The sequence below is a fragment of the Planobispora longispora genome (genome assembly GCF_016863135.1).
Taxonomy (GTDB): Bacteria; Actinomycetota; Actinomycetes; order Streptosporangiales; family Streptosporangiaceae; genus Planobispora; species Planobispora longispora.
This window is the reverse complement of record NZ_BOOH01000042.1, coordinates 36,017-53,856: the sequence shown is the minus strand read 5'-3', so window position 1 is coordinate 53,856 and position 17,840 is coordinate 36,017. Positions and strand designations below refer to the sequence as shown.

17 protein-coding genes are annotated in these 17,840 nt (G+C 73.2%); 14 read left to right on the top strand and 3 right to left on the bottom strand.

Annotated features, from left to right (window positions below; all coding sequences use genetic code 11):
• Positions 1 to 15 precede the first annotated feature (15 nt).
• Positions 16 to 249: an Lrp/AsnC family transcriptional regulator gene (locus Plo01_RS25180; protein WP_203893156.1), complete on the bottom strand. Its 234-nt coding sequence runs from the start codon at positions 247 to 249 to the stop codon at positions 16 to 18.
• 51 nt (positions 250 to 300) lie between these two features.
• Here Plo01_RS25180 and Plo01_RS25175 point away from each other — a divergent pair, with 51 nt between their 5' ends.
• From Plo01_RS25175 to thiD, 3 genes are all read left to right on the top strand, one after another.
• Positions 301 to 1,257, top strand: a complete 957-nt coding sequence (locus Plo01_RS25175; RefSeq protein ID WP_203893155.1) for a thiamine-phosphate kinase — start codon at positions 301 to 303, stop codon at positions 1,255 to 1,257.
• 98 nt (positions 1,258 to 1,355) lie between these two features.
• Complete coding sequence (locus tag Plo01_RS25170) at positions 1,356 to 2,471, top strand: hypothetical protein (RefSeq protein ID WP_203893154.1); 1,116 nt, start codon at positions 1,356 to 1,358, stop codon at positions 2,469 to 2,471.
• A gap of 183 nt (positions 2,472 to 2,654) precedes the next feature.
• Positions 2,655 to 3,455 carry a bifunctional hydroxymethylpyrimidine kinase/phosphomethylpyrimidine kinase gene (gene thiD / locus Plo01_RS25165; protein WP_203893153.1) on the top strand — a complete coding sequence of 267 codons (801 nt, stop codon included), beginning with the start codon at positions 2,655 to 2,657 and terminating at the stop codon, positions 3,453 to 3,455.
• A 247-nt stretch (positions 3,456 to 3,702) separates the two neighbouring features.
• Here the strand turns inward: thiD and rpmB are convergent, their stop codons facing one another.
• A complete protein-coding gene (rpmB, locus tag Plo01_RS25160; protein ID WP_068926498.1) occupies positions 3,703 to 3,888 on the bottom strand; it encodes a 50S ribosomal protein L28 in 186 nt (61 codons plus the stop codon).
• A gap of 218 nt (positions 3,889 to 4,106) precedes the next feature.
• Between rpmB and fakA the strand changes: the two genes are divergently transcribed.
• The 10 genes from fakA (at position 4,107) to Plo01_RS25110 (ending at position 12,922) form a co-directional block, all read left to right on the top strand.
• Positions 4,107 to 5,672, top strand: coding sequence for a DAK2 domain-containing protein (fakA, locus tag Plo01_RS25155; protein ID WP_203893152.1), 1,566 nt, complete (start codon positions 4,107 to 4,109; stop codon positions 5,670 to 5,672).
• A 146-nt stretch (positions 5,673 to 5,818) separates the two neighbouring features.
• Entirely contained in the window at positions 5,819 to 7,996 is a 2,178-nt protein-coding gene (gene recG, locus Plo01_RS25150) for an ATP-dependent DNA helicase RecG (RefSeq protein WP_203893151.1), read from the top strand.
• Positions 7,997 to 8,319: 323 nt separating this feature from the next.
• Positions 8,320 to 8,889, top strand: coding sequence for a 16S rRNA (guanine(966)-N(2))-methyltransferase RsmD (gene rsmD / locus Plo01_RS25145; protein WP_203893150.1), 570 nt, complete (start codon positions 8,320 to 8,322; stop codon positions 8,887 to 8,889).
• Positions 8,890 to 8,904: 15 nt separating this feature from the next.
• Positions 8,905 to 9,381 (top strand): pantetheine-phosphate adenylyltransferase, encoded by a 477-nt coding sequence (coaD, locus tag Plo01_RS25140; RefSeq protein WP_203893149.1) that lies wholly within the window; start codon positions 8,905 to 8,907, stop codon positions 9,379 to 9,381.
• Positions 9,382 to 9,554: 173 nt separating this feature from the next.
• Entirely contained in the window at positions 9,555 to 10,106 is a 552-nt protein-coding gene (locus Plo01_RS25135) for a YceD family protein (protein ID WP_203893148.1), read from the top strand.
• Between the two features lies 1 nt (position 10,107).
• Positions 10,108 to 10,287, top strand: a complete 180-nt coding sequence (rpmF, locus tag Plo01_RS25130) for a 50S ribosomal protein L32 (protein ID WP_068926486.1) — start codon at positions 10,108 to 10,110, stop codon at positions 10,285 to 10,287.
• Between the two features lie 255 nt (positions 10,288 to 10,542).
• The gene (rnc, locus tag Plo01_RS25125; RefSeq protein WP_239317043.1) at positions 10,543 to 11,298 is read left to right on the top strand and encodes a ribonuclease III; all 756 of its coding nucleotides are present in this window, start codon (positions 10,543 to 10,545) and stop codon (positions 11,296 to 11,298) included.
• Between the two features lie 61 nt (positions 11,299 to 11,359).
• Complete coding sequence (gene mutM, locus Plo01_RS25120) at positions 11,360 to 12,271, top strand: bifunctional DNA-formamidopyrimidine glycosylase/DNA-(apurinic or apyrimidinic site) lyase (protein ID WP_203893147.1); 912 nt, start codon at positions 11,360 to 11,362, stop codon at positions 12,269 to 12,271.
• Positions 12,268 to 12,543 (top strand): acylphosphatase, encoded by a 276-nt coding sequence (locus tag Plo01_RS25115; RefSeq protein WP_203893146.1) that lies wholly within the window; start codon positions 12,268 to 12,270, stop codon positions 12,541 to 12,543. The genes mutM and Plo01_RS25115 overlap by 4 nt, the downstream gene beginning before the upstream one ends.
• 187 nt (positions 12,544 to 12,730) lie before the next feature.
• Entirely contained in the window at positions 12,731 to 12,922 is a 192-nt protein-coding gene (locus Plo01_RS25110; RefSeq protein ID WP_203893145.1) for a hypothetical protein, read from the top strand.
• Positions 12,923 to 13,152: 230 nt separating this feature from the next.
• On the opposite strand, the gene Plo01_RS25105 is transcribed toward Plo01_RS25110, so the two are convergent.
• Entirely contained in the window at positions 13,153 to 13,872 is a 720-nt protein-coding gene (locus Plo01_RS25105; RefSeq protein ID WP_203893144.1) for a hypothetical protein, read from the bottom strand.
• A 279-nt stretch (positions 13,873 to 14,151) separates the two neighbouring features.
• Here Plo01_RS25105 and smc point away from each other — a divergent pair, with 279 nt between their 5' ends.
• On the top strand, positions 14,152 to 17,838 hold the full coding sequence (smc, locus tag Plo01_RS25100; protein ID WP_203893143.1) for a chromosome segregation protein SMC: 3,687 nt from the start codon (positions 14,152 to 14,154) through the stop codon (positions 17,836 to 17,838).
• Positions 17,839 to 17,840 lie beyond the last annotated feature (2 nt).

Sequence of the window (17,840 nt, the reverse complement as noted above, 5' to 3'; positions counted from 1 at the left end):
TTTTCATCCAGTGGCTCAGATGTGGACGATGGGACACGTAAGCGTACGCGTGATCCCCTCCACCGCCTGAATCTGGGCCACCACGAGTTTGCCGAGCTCATCCACGTTACGGGCCTCGGCGCGCACGATCACGTCGTAGGGACCGGTCACGTCCTCGGCCTGCGTGACGCCGGCGATCGCCGAGATCTCTCTCGCCACGCTGGCGGCCTTGCCGACCTCGGTCTGGATAAGGATGTAGGCCTGCACCATCACGTCCTCCCGGGCGATTGGATCAGTGCCGAAGGGCCACCGTACCCTGAGATGAACGGGAGGTGCGTCATCACAGTCGGAGATCTCGGCGAATTCGGAATCGTTGCACGGATTGCCGGACGCCTGTCACAGGGTGAGACCGTCTTGCTCGGTCCCGGAGACGACGCCGCGGTGGTGAGTGCGTCCGACGGGCGGGTCGTCGTGACAACGGACTTACTACTTGAGGGTAGACATTTCCGGCGCGATTGGTCCAGCGGGTACGACATCGGCCGGAAGGCCGCCGCGCAGAACCTGGCCGACGTGGTGGCCATGGGAGCCGACCCCACCGGGATCGTGGTCGGCCTGGGCATGCCCGCCGACACCGGCGCCGGCTGGCTGGACGACCTCGCCGACGGCTTCCGCGACGAGTGCGACCTGGTCGGCGCGAGCGTCGTGGGCGGCGACACCACCCGCTGCGACCTGGTCGTGATCGGCGTCACCGCCCTCGGCGACCTGGGCGGGCGCGCGCCGGTCACCCGCTCCGGGGCCAGGCCGGGCGACGTCGTCGCGGTGGCGGGCCGGCTCGGCCACGCCGCCGCGGGTCTCGCGCTGCTCCAGGCCGGGCTGGACGACCCGGGCGGGCTGGTGGACGCCCACCGCCGCCCCCGGCCCCCCTACGCCTGCGGTCCCCGGGCCGCGATCCTGGGCGCGACCTCGATGCTGGACGTCAGCGACGGCCTCCTGCAGGATCTCGGCCACGTCGCGAAGGCCAGCGGAGCCGGTGTCCTGCTCGACCCCGCGGCCTTCACCGTGACCCCGGAGATGGAGAAGGCCGCCCGCCTGCTCGGCGCCGACCCGCTGGAATGGGCGCTCTCCGGAGGCGAGGACCACGCGCTCGCCGCCACCTTCCCCCGCGAGGTACGGCTGCCGGCCGAGTGGACCGTGGTGGGCCGGGTGACCGAGGGGGCCGGTGTCCAGGTCAGGGGGCGTACGCCCGAGCGGGGCGGATGGGATCACTTCCGTGAGTGATGTCTCTTATCTCCGGGGACATCAGTGAAATTTGTGACAAAGACGTGTTGATGGTGTTATGAAGATGGGCGGCCATCGTTCCCGGAGAAAGAGGTGACATGGGCCGCCACGGAGCACGTGGAGACGACACCCCCCACGGCGGGGGGAACGGAGGGCCGGAGTTCTCCGCCCCCGGGCCGGACTCCCGTGTCGAACCGGCCGGGCGACGGCTCCGCCCAGAGGAGTCGGCGACGATCGAGATGCGGGCCGATCTCCGGAGCCCCGCGGGTCCCGGCCGGAGGGCCGAGACCTGGCGGGAGGAGCTGGACGATCCCGGCCGGGAGCGCCGCTCCGGCGGATGGCTGAAGATGACGCTGCTGGCCGTCACCGCCGTGGCCGCGGTCGCCGGCGGCACCGTCGCCGGCGTCCAGGCGTGGAAGAGCTCGACGACGCCGGTCACCGACTGCACGCTCGGCGGCTGTCTGGCCGCGGGCCCGGGCGGGCCGCCGTCCGAGCCGGACGTCGCGGACACCGCCGGGCCCACCGGGGAACCCGATCCCGGCCGGGAGGCCGAGCCCGGCGAGGAACCCGCGCCGCGGCAGGCCGAGACCTCTCCCGCGCCGACGCCGGTGGTCGCCCGCCGGGACCGCGACGACGACCCGCAGGCGTCCCCCCGCACGCCGCGAGCGGCCGAGAGCGATCCCCCCGCCGACGACCCGCTTCCCACCGAGGAGTCCCGGCCCTCCGAGGAGCGGCCGCCCCCGCCGGAGGACGACGACCCCTTCTCCTCCGGCGACCGGCAGGACTCCGCTCCCGAGCAGACGTCCGGCCCGACTCCCCCGGGGCAGGAGTCCCCGCCCTCCGAGTCCCCGCGGGCGACCGGCTCCCCGGAGGCCCCGCAGTCGCCCGAGCCGTCCTCCCTGGCCGGCCGCGCGGCGGTCACCGTCTCCTTCAGCGCCGACCGGAGCGAGAGGCGGCGGTCCCGCACCTACGACGCGCGCGTCGTGGTCACCGCCGACAGGGACCTGCCCTCCGTACGGCTGAGCCTCCCGGTCGGCGGCGAGGTGATCTCGCTGCACGGGGCGCAGTGGCGGCAGGAGGGCGGCACGCTGGTCATAGAGTCCTCCAGGGACCTGCCGGCGGGCGCGAAGCTGGTGGTCTCCTTCACCGCGCGCGGCGAGGCGCGGGCCCCGCAGAGCTGCCAGAGCGCCTCGGGGGAGTGCACGGTCTCCTAGTCGGGGCCCCCGGCTCTTCGGCGACCACCCGGACGGTGCCGGTCAGGCAGGCGGACAGCCGCCTGCGCGGCCGGGCGGGTGAGCGGGCCCCCCGGGTGGCCGGGAGGGTGAGCGGGCTCAGGGCGGCCGGGCGGGTGAACCGGCCGGTTGGATGGCTCCCGCGCGGGCTGGTTGGATGGGGTCATGACCGTTTCGTCCCCTCCCCGCGTGCTGACCGTCGCCGGTTCCGACTCCGGCGGCGGCGCGGGCATCCAAGCTGACCTGAAGACCATGCTGGCCCTCGGCGTGCACGGCATGAGCGTGATCGCCGCGGTGACCGCGCAGAACTCGGTGGGTGTGCAGGGTTACTGGGAGCTCCCGCCGGAGGCGGTGCGCGCCCAGCTCGACTCGGTGCTGGGCGACATCGGCGCCCAGGCGATCAAAACGGGGATGCTGGCCTCGCCCGTGCTCGTGGAGACCGTCGCGGAGGTGCTGGCCGGGGCGGGCGCGCCGGTCGTGGTGGACCCGGTCGGGGTCTCCAAGCACGGCGACGCGCTGCTCGCCCCCGAGGCCGTGGAGACGGTGAAGTCGCGGCTGCTGCCCGTGGCCACCGTCGTCACCCCCAACCTGTGGGAGGTCGCCCAGCTCACCGGGGTCAAGGTCGAAAGCGAGGCGGACCTGCGCGCGGCCGCGGATGCGATCTTGGAGCTGGGGCCGTCCTGGGCGCTGATCAAGGGCGGTCACCTGCCCGGCCCCCCGGTCGACCTGCTGACCGACGGCACCCGGGAGTTCCGCTTCACCGCCGAGCGGCACGACAACCGCCACACCCACGGCACCGGCTGCACCCTGGCCTCGGCCATCGCCTCCCACCTGGCCCGCGGCGAGGACGTGCCGTCCGCCGTGGAGAAGGCCAAGGAGTACGTCACCGGCGCGATCGTCCGGGGTTTCCCCCTGGGCGCGGGCATCGGCCCGGTCGACCACGCCTGGCGCTGGCGCGATCGCTAGCCGCTCTCCGGCTCCGGAACGGCGGTCGTCGGCTCTCCGGGCGGGCGCCGTCCGAGCCCCCGGCCCCTCGCCGAGGGGAAACGGATCCCCACCGGGTGTGAGACGGATCCCCACCGGGTGTGAGACGGATTCCCGCCGGGGTGTGAGACAGCTCCTTGCCCGGGCGGGAAACAGATCATCGGCGGGGTGGGGAACGCCGACGGCCCGCCTGCCCCTCGTCGGGGCGGCGGGCCGTCGGGAAGTCTGGCTAGCGGGTGACCTTGCCGGCCTTGATGCAGGAGGTGCACACGTTCAGCCGCTTCGGCGTGCCGTTCACGACCGCGCGCACGGGCTGGATGTTCGGCTTCCAGTTGCGCCGGGTGCGGCGGTGCGAGTGGGAGATGTTGTTGCCGAAGATCGGCTTCTTAGCGCAGACGTCGCAGACGGAAGCCACGGTTCGCTCCTTTTATCAGTCGATAGACCCGATCCGCTTGGCGGTCATCGGGCATGCCGGGACAACCGGCTGGCCAAACGAGGATATCCGATGCCTGACCTTGCATGCCAACGCGAGCTGCCACGACCGGCCGAACGGGGATAATCTCCGAGGCAACCGTAGCGCATCCGGGGACTGACAGGCGGCGGGTCGCGCGCGACCACAGGCACGGAGGCAGGATGCTGGAGGTTCTCGATCCGCCGGCGGTACGGCGGTGGTCCCGGCTCGCGGCGGAGAACCTCGGCCGGGCGCGGGAGGAGATCGACGCGCTCAACGTCTTCCCGGTGCCCGACGGCGACACCGGGACGAATCTCCACCTGACCATGCTCTCGGCGGCGGAGGCGCTGGAGGGGCTGCCCGGCGACGCCGACGCGGCGACCACCTGGCGGACGCTCGCGCAGGGCGCCCTGCTCGGCGCGCGGGGCAACTCCGGGGTCATCGTCAGCCAGGCGCTCCGCGGGTTGGCCGAGGTGTTCGGGACCGCCGAGGGACGGGGCGCCGATCTGGGGCGCGGGCTGGCCCGGGCCGCCGAGCTGGCCCGGGCCGCGGTGGAGAGACCCGTCGAGGGCACGCTGCTGAGCGTGCTCGGCTCGGTCGCCGTCGCGGTGCGGGACCTGTCCGGGGATCTCGCCTCGGTGGTCAGGCGGGCGGCCGAGGAGGCCCGGGCGGCGCTCCGGCGGACCACCGGCCAGCTCGACGTGCTCGCCCGCAACGGAGTGGTGGACGCGGGCGGCGCGGGGCTGGCCCTGATCCTGGAGAGCCTCGCCGCGGTGGTGACCGACTCCTACACCGAACGGCTGGACATCCCGGCGCCCGCGCACCGGCTCACCCCGGAGCCGGAGGCGGGGCCCTCCTACGAGGTCATGTACCTGCTGGAGGCCGACACGGCGGCGGTGGGCGCGCTGCGCGGGGAGCTCGACGCGCTCGGCGACTCGCTGGTGGTCGTGGGGGGCGAGGGGCTCTGGAACGTCCACGTCCACGTGGACGACGCGGGCGCGGCGATCGAGGCGGGCATCCGGCACGGCAGGCCGTACCGGATCAAGGTGACCCACCTGGCCGCGGCCGGCCGGACGCACCGGGCCGCACGCGGGCGGGGCGTGGTGGCCGTGGCGGCGGGGGAGGCGCTGGGCGCGGTGTTCGAGCGGTCCGGCGCCGTGGTGGTGCGCCGGGACCCCGGGGCCAGCCCGTCGGCGGCCGCGGTGCTGGCCGCGATCCGCCAGGCGGGCAGCGAGGTCGTGGTCCTGCCCAACGACAGCGGGACGCGCGAGGTCGCGGCGGCCGCCGCGGAGATCGCCCGCGAGGAGGGGACCGTGGTGAGCGTGCTGCCCACCAGGGCCTCGGTGCAGGGCCTGGCGGCGCTGGCGGTGCACGATCCGCTCCGGCGCTTCGACGACGACGTGGTGGCGATGACCGAGGCCGCGGCGCACACCCGGTACGGGCACGTCTGGGTGGCCGACCGCGTGGTCATGACGAGCGCCGGGCTCGTCCGGCCGGGAGACGTGCTGGGTGTGATCGACGGGGACGCCGCGATCGTCGGCGCGGACCTGGTGGAGACCGCGCTCGAGGTCGTCGGCCGCATGGTGTCGGCCAGCAGCGAGCTGGTCACCCTGCTGGAGGGCAGCGGCGCCCCCGGCGGGCTGATGCGGGCCGTACAGGACCGGCTGGCCGGTGAGCGGCCCGACATCGAGGTGATCCGCTACGAGGGGGGTCAGGGCGGTTATCCGCTGCTGATCGGTGTCGAATGACCGGCGCCGCGGCGGGCCGTACGGCCGGCGCCGCCCCGGTGCCGGCCGGCGGGCGGCGGATCCGGCCGGTCACGGCGGGTGACGGGTCGACCCCCGGTGTGACGGAAAGCCACGGGAATGTCGGTGGGGAGAGGTAGAAATTTGCGGTGACGAGCTTCGACGAGCCACTGGCCAAGGCGCTGGACCCGAAGACGGCCCGGCTGCTGGAGAGCGTGCTCGGCCTGCGCACGGCCGGTGACCTGCTCCGGCACTATCCGCGGCGCTACGCCCAGCGGGGTGAGCTGACCGACCTCGACGACCTGCGGGTCGACGAGCACGTCACGGTGATCGGCGAGGTCACCAGGACGATGCGCAAGCCGATGCGCAACAAGGGCGGCACCTGGCTTGAGGCCGAGGTCGTCGACGGCCGGCGGAGCAAGATCTACCTGTCGTTCTTCGGCAAGGCGTCCCACATCGCCGAGACCCGGCTGCGCCCCGGGGCCCGGGGCATGTTCGCGGGCAAGGTCAGCGCCTTCGGCCAGGGCGAGCGGCGCAAGTGGCAGCTCTCCCACCCCGAGTTCGAGATGATCGACGAGACCGAGACGAGCGCGGGGGAGTTCGCCAACGCGCTGGTGCCGATCTATCCCGCGGGCAAGGACGTGACGCCCTGGGCGATCCGGCGGGCGCTGGGCGTGATCCTGGACACCATGGGGCAGCTGGACGACCCGCTCCCCGACGAGCTCCGCGCCCGGCTCTCGCTCCCCGGCCTGGCCGAGGCGCTGACCGCGATCCACCGGCCGCGCGACCACGGCGACGTGACCAGGGCGCGCAAGCGGCTCAAGTTCGACGAGGCGTTCCTGCTGCAGGCCGTGCTGATGCAGCGGCGGATGGCCGCCGAGTCCTGGCCCGCCACGCCCCGGCCCCGGCGCGACGACGGGCTGCTGGCCGACTTCGACGAGCGGCTGCCGTTCCAGCTCACCGAGGGGCAGCGGGAGGTCGGCGAGGAGATCGCGGCCGACCTGGCCCGGCCCCACCCGATGCACCGGCTGCTCCAGGGCGAGGTCGGCGCGGGCAAGACCGTGGTGGCGCTGCGGGCGATGCTCCAGGTGGTCGACGCCGGAGGCCAGGCCGTGCTGCTGGCGCCCACCGAGGTGCTCGCCCAGCAGCACCACCGGTCGATCTCCGCCATGCTCGGCGACCTGGCCGCCGGCGGCATGTTCGGCGGCACCGCGGTCGCCCTGCTGACCGGCTCGCTGGGCGCGGCGGCGCGCCGTACGGCGCTGCTCGACGCCGCCTCGGGCGCGGCCGGGATCGTGGTCGGCACCCACGCGGTGCTCCAGGAGAAGGTCCAGTTCGCCGATCTGGGGCTGGTCGTGGTCGACGAGCAGCACCGCTTCGGCGTGGAGCAGCGCGACGCGCTGCGCGAGAAGGCCGGGGGCGGGCGCCCGCACGTCCTGGTCATGACCGCCACGCCGATCCCGCGCACGGTGGCCATGACCGTCTTCGGCGACCTCACGGTCTCCACGCTCTCCCAGCTCCCCTCCGGCCGCGCCCCGATCACCACGCACGTGGTCCCGGTCTCCGAGAAGCCGCACTTCCTGGACCGCGCGTGGGTCCGCCTCCGGGAGGAGATCGAGCTGGGCAGGCAGGCCTACGTGGTGTGCCCGCGCATCGGCGATCTGGAGGGCGACGAGGGCGACCTGGTGAAGGTGAAGGACGACGACGACCGGAGGCCGCCGCTGGCGGTTCTGGACGTGGCGGAGATGCTCTCGCAGGGGCCGCTGCTCGGGCTGCGCACGGCGGTGCTCCACGGCAAGCTGCCGCCGGAGGAGAAAGACGCCGTGATGCGCTCCTTCGCCCGGGGCGAGGTGGACGTCCTGGTGGCGACCACGGTCATCGAGGTCGGCGTGGACGTCCCCAACTCCTCGGTCATGGTCATCATGGACGCCGACCGCTTCGGCGTCTCCCAGCTCCACCAGCTCCGCGGCCGGGTGGGCCGGGGCGGCCTGCCCGGGCTGTGCCTGCTGGTGAGCGAGTCCCCCGCGGGCACCCCGGCCCGCGAGCGGCTCGACGCGGTCGCGGAGACGCTGGACGGCTTCGAGCTCTCCCGGGTCGACCTGGAGCAGCGCCGGGAGGGCGACGTGCTGGGCGTGGCGCAGTCGGGCCGCAGGTCGTCGTTGAAGATGCTTCGCCTGCTGCGCGACGAGGACGTCATCCAGACCGCCCGGCAGGAGGCGGAGACGATGCTGACGGCCGACCCCGACCTGGTCGGCCACCCGGTCCTGCGGACGGAGATCGAGCGCCTGCTCGCCGACGACCGCGCCGAGTACCTGGAGAAGACCTGATCCCTCCGGGAGCATGGAGGCGGAAAGCCCAGTAGCGGGGACGGCCTCCCCCCGAATGCCGTCCCCGCCTGGGCCCACTCTCGGGTCAGGTGCCGAGAGCACCGACGTGCGGAAGGGCTCACGACCACGTCGGTCGGCCTCCCCCTGGGTCACTTGAAGGCCGCAGCACTCATCATGCAAGGTGTCGGGGCCCGGGGGAACGACCCTTGCGCTTTCCTCGCCACTCCTTGCCCACTCTTGACCGAGATCACCGTAACGAGCCCGCCTGACCTGCGGTTATGCGGTCGTCCCCGGTGCGGGACGCGACACGGGACAATGGGGAGGTGAGTCGAGTCATCGCGGGGATCGCAGGAGGAAGGCGGCTGGCCGTGCCACCGGGGAACCGGACGCGGCCCACCAGCGACCGGGCGAGGGAGGCGATCTTCTCCACGGTGGGGTCGCTGCTCGGCTCGCTGGACGGGGCCCGGGTGCTGGACCTCTACGCCGGGTCGGGCGCCGTCGGGCTGGAGGCCCTGTCCCGGGGCGCGGCCCACGCGCTGCTGGTGGAGTGCGACGCCAAGGCCGTCAGGACGATCAGGGCCAACGTCGCCGCCCTCGGCCTGCCGGGAGCCGAGCTCGCCGCGGACAAGGTGGAGCGGGTGCTCGCCCGGGGCGCCGCGGAGCCGTACGACTTCGTGTTCGCCGATCCTCCCTACGCGGTGACCGCCGAGGAGGTCGACGCCGTGCTGGGGCAGCTGCGCGACCACGGCTGGCTGGCGGAGGACGCGCTGATCGCGGTGGAGCGGGAGAGCCGCGGAAAAGACCTGGTCTGGCCCCCGGGGTTCGAAGAGGAGAGGGTCCGTCGTTACGGGGAAGCGGCCGTTTGGTACGGTCGCGCCGCCGGGAATCCGTAAACCTGGGGGTTCGCCTTGCGACGCGTTGTCTGCCCGGGGTCCTTCGACCCCGTCACCAACGGCCATCTGGACATCATCGGCCGGGCTTCCCGGCAGTACGACGAGGTTGTCGTAGCCGTCCTGATCAACATCGAGAAGAAAAGCCTGTTCACGGTGGAGGAGCGCATCGACATGCTCCAGGCCGTGACCAAGGAGTACGGCAACGTCCGCGTGGACAAGTTCCACGGCCTGCTCGTGGACTACTGCAAGCAGCAGGAGATCCCTGCGATCGTCAAGGGTCTGCGCGCGATCAGCGACTTCGACTACGAGCTGCAGATGGCGCAGCTCAACTACCGGATGTCCGGGGTCGAGACGCTGTTCATGGCGACCGGTCCGGAAGTGTCGTTCCTCTCCTCCAGCCGGATCAAGGAGATCGTCCGGTACGGCGGGAGCGTGGCCGGCCTGGTCCCCGACCTCGTCCTGGAACGCCTGGTCGACAGGCTCCACGGTTAGGTCCGTCTCCCGGATCCCGGGCCGTCGCGCGGCGGGCCGGAGATCCGGGAGGCGTCTCCGGGGCCGTCTCCCCGCCGCTCGGCGGAGAGGTCGCAGGATAACCTCCAGGCCCTGGTATTCTCTTATTTCGGCCTTGCACGACGGCGGTGTTCGCCATGCCTGATGAGAGCGGAATGACTCTGCACCTTGATCCCCGAGCCCCATGGGTGGTCTCCACCCATGACCTGGGCCGACGACCGGGATCGATGCGTGAGATGCGTCTCACTCTCCCGGCACCGGCGGACATCGGCGTCGACATGATCGGCGTCCCCAAAGACGCCGACGTGAAGCTGGACCTCCGGCTTGAGGCGGTCATGGAAGGCGTGCTCGTCACGGGCACGGCGCTCACCCCGCTGCGGGGGGAGTGCGCACGGTGCCTGGAACCGGTCACCTCGGAGACCGAGGTGTCGTTCCAGGAGCTGTTCTTCTACTCGGCTGAGGATGCGGCCGAGGACGACTCGCTTCTCGACGGTGAATTGCTCGATCTCGAGCCCGTTCTCCGTGACGCGGTGGTGCTCACACTGCCGCTGAGCCCGCTCTGCAGTGAAGACTGCGCCGGGCTCTGCACGGATTGCGGGATCAGGCTGGCTGACGCCGAGCCCGGTCACAAGCACGAGGTCATCGACGCCCGCTGGGCCAAGCTGCAGGGTTTGGTACCGGAACATAACAACGATCAGGAGAGCTGACGTGGCTGTCCCCAAGCGCAAGATGTCGCGGAGCAACACTCGCTCCCGCCGGTCGCAGTGGAAGGCCGCCGCGGTCTCGCTCGTGAGCTGCCCCCAGTGCCGCTCGCCGAAGCGTCCGCACATGGCGTGCCCCACCTGCGGCACCTACAACCGCCGTCAGGTGATCGAGCCCTCCGCCTGATCGCAGTCTGACTGACGGATGCCGGTCGGGGGCCTTCCGCCCCCGGCCGGCGTCACCGTCTCCACCCGATGCGATGGCGGTCCGTCCGCGGTCGTGGTGGACGCCGGGGTTCGCGGCTGCGCGTGCCCTCCCGGCGCCCACCACGTCTTCGGAGTATCGGGCGTTTCCTCTTCCTCTTCCTCGCCATCGCGGATTCCATCGATCGCTGTGCGAGGAGAAGATGTGGCAACGACCGTGAAGCCCGTGGCCGTCGAGATCGCGAGGGACGAGCTGGAGCGGCTGCTGGCCGTACAGCTGGACCTGGGGATCCTGGAGCGGGCGCTGACCCACCGCTCCTACGCCTACGAGAACGGCGGCCTGCCGACCAACGAGCGCCTGGAGTTCCTCGGCGACTCGGTGCTCGGCCTGGTGGTCACCGACACGCTCTACCGCAACCACCCCGACCTGCCCGAGGGCCAGCTGGCCAAGCTGCGGGCCGCGGTGGTCAACATGCGTGCCCTCGCCGACGTGGCCCGCAACCTGGGCCTGGGGCGCTTCCTGCGGCTCGGCCGGGGCGAGGAGGGCACCGGGGGGCGTGACAAGTCCTCGATCCTGGCCGACACCCTCGAGGCCCTGATCGGCTCGGTCTACGTCGACAAGGGCCTGGACGAGTCCTTCCGCGTCGTCCACCTGCTCTTCGACGCGCTCATCACCCGCTCGGCCTCGCTGGGCGCGGGGCTCGACTGGAAGACCTCCCTGCAGGAGCTGACCGCCTCCGAGTCGCTCGGCGTGCCGGAGTACCACGTCGAGGAGAGCGGCCCCGACCACGCCAAGTCCTTCACCGCCGTGGTCCGCCTCGGCGGCGAGGAGTACGGCTCGGGCTCCGGCCGTTCGAAGAAGGAAGCCGAGCAGCAGGCCGCCGAGGCGGCGTGGAACCGCATCAGGAACGCCCAGAACGAGCGGGCCGCCCAGGACGGGCACCGGACCGCGAACGGCCGTGAGACGGCTCAGGACGGGCGCGAGGCCGGCTGACCCTCCGGGGAGGAGAACCGGTCGCCCGCCCCGGAGAGGCGAGCCGGAGAGGAGAGGACGCATGCCTGAGCTGCCCGAGGTCGAGGTCGTCAGGCGGGGGCTGGAGCGCTGGGTGTCCGGGCGGACCGTCGCCCGCGCCGAGGTGCTGCACCCCCGGGCGATCCGGCGGCACGTCCCCGGCGCGGAGGAGTTCGCCTCCCGCCTCCGGGGCCGCGTGATCGGTCCCGCCGAGCGGCGGGGGAAATATCTCTGGCTCCCGCTGGACGGCGCCGAGGCGATCCTGGCGCACCTGGGGATGAGCGGCCAGCTGCTGGTGGTCGAGCCGGACTCCCCCCTGGAGAGGCACCTGCGGGTCCGGCTGAGCTTCACCGACGGCGGCCCCGAGCTGCGCTTCGTCGATCAGCGGACCTTCGGCCACGTGCTGGTCACCCCGCTGGCGCACGCCGTCGGCCGGCCGGTGCCCGAGCCGATCACCCATATCGCGGCCGATCCGTTCGAGGAGCACTTCGACGCCGAGGCGTTCGCCCGGCGGCTGCGGGCCCGGCAGACCGAGGTCAAGCGGGCGCTGCTGGACCAGTCGCTGATCAGCGGGGTGGGCAACATCTACGCCGACGAGGCGCTCTGGCGGGCCCGGCTGCACGGTGCGCGGTCCACGGCGGCGCTGACCCGGCCGAAGGTCGCCGAGCTGCTGGACGCCGCCCGGGAGGTGATGACCGCGGCCCTGGCGGAGGGCGGCACATCTTTCGACAGTCTCTACGTGAATGTCAATGGGGAGAGCGGTTACTTCGAGCGGTCGCTCTCCGTGTACGGCAGGCGCGACCGGCCCTGCTCGCGGTGCGGATCCCCGATCGTCCGGGAGTCGTTCATGAACCGCTCCTCCTACAGCTGCCCGGGCTGCCAGCCCCGGCCGCGAGCTCCGCGAGCTCCGCGGGCTCCGCGAGCCCTCCGGGCCCCAAGGGAGGCCGGTCCATGACGGACGTGCGGCTGACCGCCTGGGTCAGGGGGCGGGTCCAGGGGGTGGGTTTCCGCTGGTGGACGCGGGCGCGGGCGCTGGAGCTCGGCCTGGTCGGCTGGGCGCGGAACACCGCCGACGGCCGGGTGGAAGTGGTGGCCGAAGGCCCCAGGGAGGCCGCCGCCGGGCTCCTGGAGTCGCTGCGGGGTTGCGCGACTCCCGGCAAGGTCGATGGAGTTGTAGAGCGCTGGAGCGAAGCTAAAGGTGATTTGGTGGGGTTTGTCGAGCGCTAGCTCTTCCCTTAAACTGTCACATAAGGTATATTTAGTCGTCGAGAGTGCCCACTGGTGCATCCAAGCGGAGTGTTCAACTTGACCGTCTCCCTCACCGGTGCGACTCTTGATAAGAACTACGCGCACCCCTCCCGCGGCAAGAAGTGCGCGAACCAGTCTGGTCACTCAGCGTGGAGGACCCTTTACCATGGCGAAGGCTCTACTCGGCCACGTCGGCGGTCCCGACCCTCGGATGGTCTCGGAAATGCGCCGGCTTCAGCAGCGCATCCGTGATCTGGAGGCAGAGCTCACCCGGCTCCAGGCCCAGAACGACGAGCTCACGGGAAACAACCGTGAAGAGACGTTCCGCCTGCAGGATCGCGAGCCGGCTCTCACCTGAGCCCTGTTCCCTCGTCGGCCCCTCGCTCGCTGCGCGGCGCGGGGACAGGAGCGGGCTTCCATCGGAAAGCCGGTGTGGAAACACCTTGTCCAGGGACGCCTTCACCGGGCGTCCCTTGTCATTTCCCTACCCTGAGGCCGTGGGTTCGGCCATCGGCCTCCGGGTGAGGGGCCACCCCGTGGCCTCCCGGGCGAACCTCGGCCTCATCTCACTCCCGCGTCACAGCCGCCTCACGCGCCCATGTGACGCGCCAGGAAGTTCAGCTGGTCCGGCAGGACCCGGCGGTGGTAGGCCGGGTCGTGGCACCCTCCGGCGATCCCGCCCTCGGCCGTCGCGCCCAGCGCCCGCAGTCCTTTGAGCATCGTCTCCGTCTGGGGCGCCCAGCTGTCGCGGTCGCCGCAGTCCAGCCAGACCGGGATGTCCAGCAGCTCGCCCAGCGGGGCCTGCCCCGCGGTGACGGCCGGCGCCGACGCCCCGACCGCGGCGACCCTCTCCTTGCCCAGCCCGGCGGCTATCCTCAGCGCCCCCGCGCCTCCGGCGGCCCAGCCCAGCAGCCCGATCCTGCGGACGTCCAGGCCGCAGCCGTACAGGTAGGGCAGGAGCGCGCCGCCGAGATCGGCGGAGGGCCAGTCGTCGACGGAGGCGACCGCGAAGCGCGCGCCGCCGGCCGCCAGATAGCGGTCCACCGCGTAGAGGCCGAACGGGGTCAGCGCGTCGCCCCCGGTGTCCTGCAGCAGGATCACCACGGGGAGCCTGCCCCGCGCCCCGGGCGGGAGCCCGATGACCACCCGGCGGCCGTCCATCGTGCCGCTCTGGCGGCTGCCGGGGGTGCTCTCCGGGGGATCGGGCAGCGCGCCGCACTTGATCTGCCCGTAGGCGTCCCGCAGGCCGTCCGGTCCGAGCAGCAGGGAGAGCCCGCCGAGACCCGCCAGGGCCAGGCCTCCGCTCACCAGAAAACTTCTTCGAATAAGCTGATTTTTCCCACTTCGGGAGGGTTGTGGAACAAGCCCCTCGCCGCGTTCCGCATCCATGCAGGGCACCCTAGGCCGTGCGCGGGCGGGCGCGGGCGAAGAACGGTAGTCTTCCCCGACAAGGGCGTGCCGGTGACCCGATCCGGACGCCGGTCGCCGCCCCGAGCCGTGGCGCGCCGCGCCACCACGGGTCCGAGGGAGAGCACCGGCGCCGGTGCGGGCGGCTCGCACGACGGCCAGGGGACGAGGGGGTTCGCGATGTACTTGAAGACCCTCACCCTGCGCGGCTTCAAGTCCTTCGCCTCGGCGACCACCCTGCGCTTCGAACCGGGCATCACCGCCGTCGTCGGCCCCAACGGCTCCGGCAAGTCCAACGTGGTCGACGCCCTGGCCTGGGTCATGGGCGAGCACAGCGCCAAATCCCTGCGCGGCGGCAAGATGGAGGACGTCATCTTCGCCGGCACCTCCTCGCGGGCCCCGCTGGGCCGCGCCGAGGTCACGCTCACCATCGACAACTCCGACGGCGCCCTCCCGATCGACTACACCGAGGTCACGATCAGCCGCCTGATGTTCCGGGGCGGCCAGAGCGAATACGCCATCAACGGCGACACCTGCCGCCTGCTCGACATCCAGGAGCTGCTGTCCGACTCCGGCATCGGCCGCGAGATGCACGTCATCGTCGGCCAGGGCCAGCTCGACCAGGTGCTGCACGCCGGCCCGGAAGACCGCCGGTCGTTCATCGAGGAGGCCGCCGGGGTCCTGAAGCACCGCAAGCGCAAGGAGAAGGCGCTGCGGAAGCTGGACGCCATGCAGGCCAACCTGACCCGCGTCCAGGACCTCGTCACCGAGTTGCGCCGCCAGCTCAAGCCGCTGGGCCGGCAGGCCGAGATCGCCCGCAAGGCCGCCGTCATCCAGGCCGACCTCCGCGACGCCCGGCTGCGCCTTCTGGCCGACGACGTGCTCACGCTGCGGACCGCCCTGGAGCGTGAGGCCGCCGACGAGGCCGCCGTCCTGGCCCGCCGCAGGGCGGTCGAGGAGGAGCTGGAGCGGAGCCAGCACGGCGAGGCGGAGCTGGAGGCCGCCGAGGCCGAGGCCCAGCCGCGCCTGACCGCCGCGCAGGAGGCCTACTTCCGCCTGTCCTCGCTCCGCGAGCGGCTGCGCGGCCTGGCCGGGCTGGCCGCCGAGCGGCGCAGGAACGCCGCCGACGCCGCCGTGGAGCGGCGCGGGCGCGACCCCGAGGACTACGAGCGCGAGGCCGAGGAGGTCCGCGAGCAGGAACAGGTGCTGGAGGAACTGCTGGCCGGGGAGCGCGAGACGCTCGCCCACGCGGTGGCCCGGCGCAGCGAGGCCGAGAGCGCGCTCGCGGCCGAGGAGCGGAGGCTGTCCGCCGAGGCCAGGGCCGCCGCCGACCGCCGTGAGGGGCTCGCCCGGCTCCGGGGTCAGGCCGGCGCGGTGCGCAGCCGCGCGGAGGCCGCCGAGGAGGAGATCGGCCGGCTGGCCCGCTCCCTGGCCGCGGCCGAGCAGCGGGCCGGGCGCGCCGAGGCGGAGCACGCCGCCCAGGAGCTGGCGGAGCCGGACGGCGACCCCGTCCTGGCGGAGGAGCTGGAGATCGCCCTGGCGGCCGTGGACTCCGCCCGGCAGGCCGTGGAGGCGGCCAAGGCGGTGGTGGAGGAGGCCAAGGGCGCCGTCGCCGGCCCGAACGCCGCGCTGGGCGCGGCCCGGGCTGCCCTGTCCGCCGCGCGCGCGGCGGATCAGAAGGCGCAGCGCCAGGTCGCCGCCCTGGAGGCCCGGTTCGAGGCGCTGCAGCTGGGCCTGTCCAGGGGCGCGGACGGCGGGGCCGCGCTCCTGGCCGCCGACGGCGGGACCGTCACCGGCGTGCTCGGCCCGGTCGCGGCCATGATGTCCGTACGGCCCGGCGCCGAGGCCGCCGTCGCCGCCGTGCTCGGCGCCGCCGCCGAGGCGGTCGCGGTCGAGTCCCTGCAGAGCGCGGTGGACGCGGTGGAGTTCCTGCGGGCGCGCGAGGGCGGCCGGGCGGACCTGGTCATCTCCGCCGCGAGCCCGCCGCCCCCGCCCGGCCCCGTCCCGGTCCCCGGCGCCGAGTGGGCGGCCGACCTGGTGACCGTCCCGGCCGAGCTGCGGGCGGCCGCCGCGCGCCTGCTCGCCGGGGTTCTGGTCGTCGACGATCTCCAGGCCGCCAGGAAGGTCGTGGAGCAGTGGCCGGAGCTGCGGGCCGTCACCCGCTCCGGTGATCTCATCGCCGACCACGCCGCCGCGGGCGGCGGGAGCGCGGGCGGCTCGGCCATCCAGATGCGGGCCGCGCTCGACGAGGCCGTCGCCGATCTGGAGCAGGCCCGCCGCGCCGCCGAAGAGGCCGCGGTGGTCATGGGGGAGGCGGCGCGGGCCGAGGGCGAGGCCCAGCTCGCCGTGGAGGCCGCCCAGGCCGGGGTGGGCGAGGCCCAGACCGGCGTGCAGACCGCCCAGGGCGGGGTCAACGCGGCCCAGGCCGCGCTGGACGCGGTCCGGGCCCGCCAGCGCGACGCCGACCAGCGCATCGCCGCGGCCACGCGGCGGCTCGCCCAGCTCGGCGCGGCGGCCACGGCCGCCAGGGACGAATGCGCGCGGCTGGCCGAGGGCGTGCGGGCCGCCGAGGAGGCGCGCGGGCGGAGCCTGGCCGAGCTGGCGGAGCTGCAGGAGCGGCTCGCCGCCGCGGAGCGCGCCGGGGAGCTGGAGGCCGAGCCCACCACCGAGATCCGTGACGAGCTCGCCGAGGTCTGCGCGGCGGCCCGGCAGGACGAGATGGAGGCCCGCCTGGCCGTGCGCACGGCCGAGGAGCGGGTCAAGGGCATCGCGGGCCGGGCCGACGCCCTGACGCGCGCGGCGGAGCGCGAGCGCGAGGAGCGGGCCAGGGCCGCCCGGCTGCGCGAGCGCCGGCGCAGGCAGGCGCGGGTGGCCGAGGCGGTCCTGCGGGGCGCGGAGGCGGCCCAGCGCGCGCTGGAGACCTCGCTCGCCAGGGCCGCCGCCGAGCGCGACGAGGCCGAGCAGGAGCGCGGGCGCATCGACGCCGCGCTCAAGGCCATGCGCCTGAAGGTCCGCGAGCTCTCCGCGGAGCTGGACAAGCTGGTCAACCGGGCGCACGGCAGCGAGGTGGCCAGGACCGAGCAGCGGCTCCGCCTGGAGCAGCTCCAGGCCCGCGCCGTCGAGGAGTACGGCGTCGAGCCCGAGATCCTCATCGCCGAGTACGGCCCGGCCGAGCCCGTGCCGGCGCTGGACGGCGAGCCGGTGCCGTACGTCCGCGCCGAGCAGGAGAAGCGCGCCCGGGCGGCCGAGCGGCAGATGGCGCAGCTCGGCAAGGTCAACCCGCTCGCGCTGGAGGAGTTCGCGGCGCTGGAGGAGCGTCACGCGTTCCTGACCTCGCAGCTGGAGGACCTCAAGAAGACCCGCCGCGACCTGCTCCTCGTGGTCAAGGAGGTGGACGACCGGGTCGAGCAGGTGTTCGCCGCCGCCTACGAGGACGTCGCCAGGGAGTTCCAGACGATCTTCTCCAGGGTGTTCCCGGGCGGCGAGGGCCGGCTGGTGCTCACCGACCCCGAGAACATGCTGACCACCGGCGTCGAGGTCGAGGCCCGGCCGCCGGGCAAGAAGGTCAAGCGGCTCTCGCTGCTGTCGGGCGGCGAGCGCTCGCTGACCGCGGTGGCGTTCCTGGTGTCCATCTTCAAGGCGCGGCCCTCGCCGTTCTACGTGATGGACGAGGTCGAGGCCGCTCTGGACGACACCAACACCCAGCGGCTGCTGACCCTCTTCGAGGAGCTCCGGCAGACCTCGCAGATCATCATCATCACCCACCAGAAGCGCACGATGGAGATCGCCGACGCCCTGTACGGCGTGTCGATGCGGGGTGACGGCGTCAGCCAGGTCATCAGCCAGCGCCTGAGAGAAAGCGTCTGAGA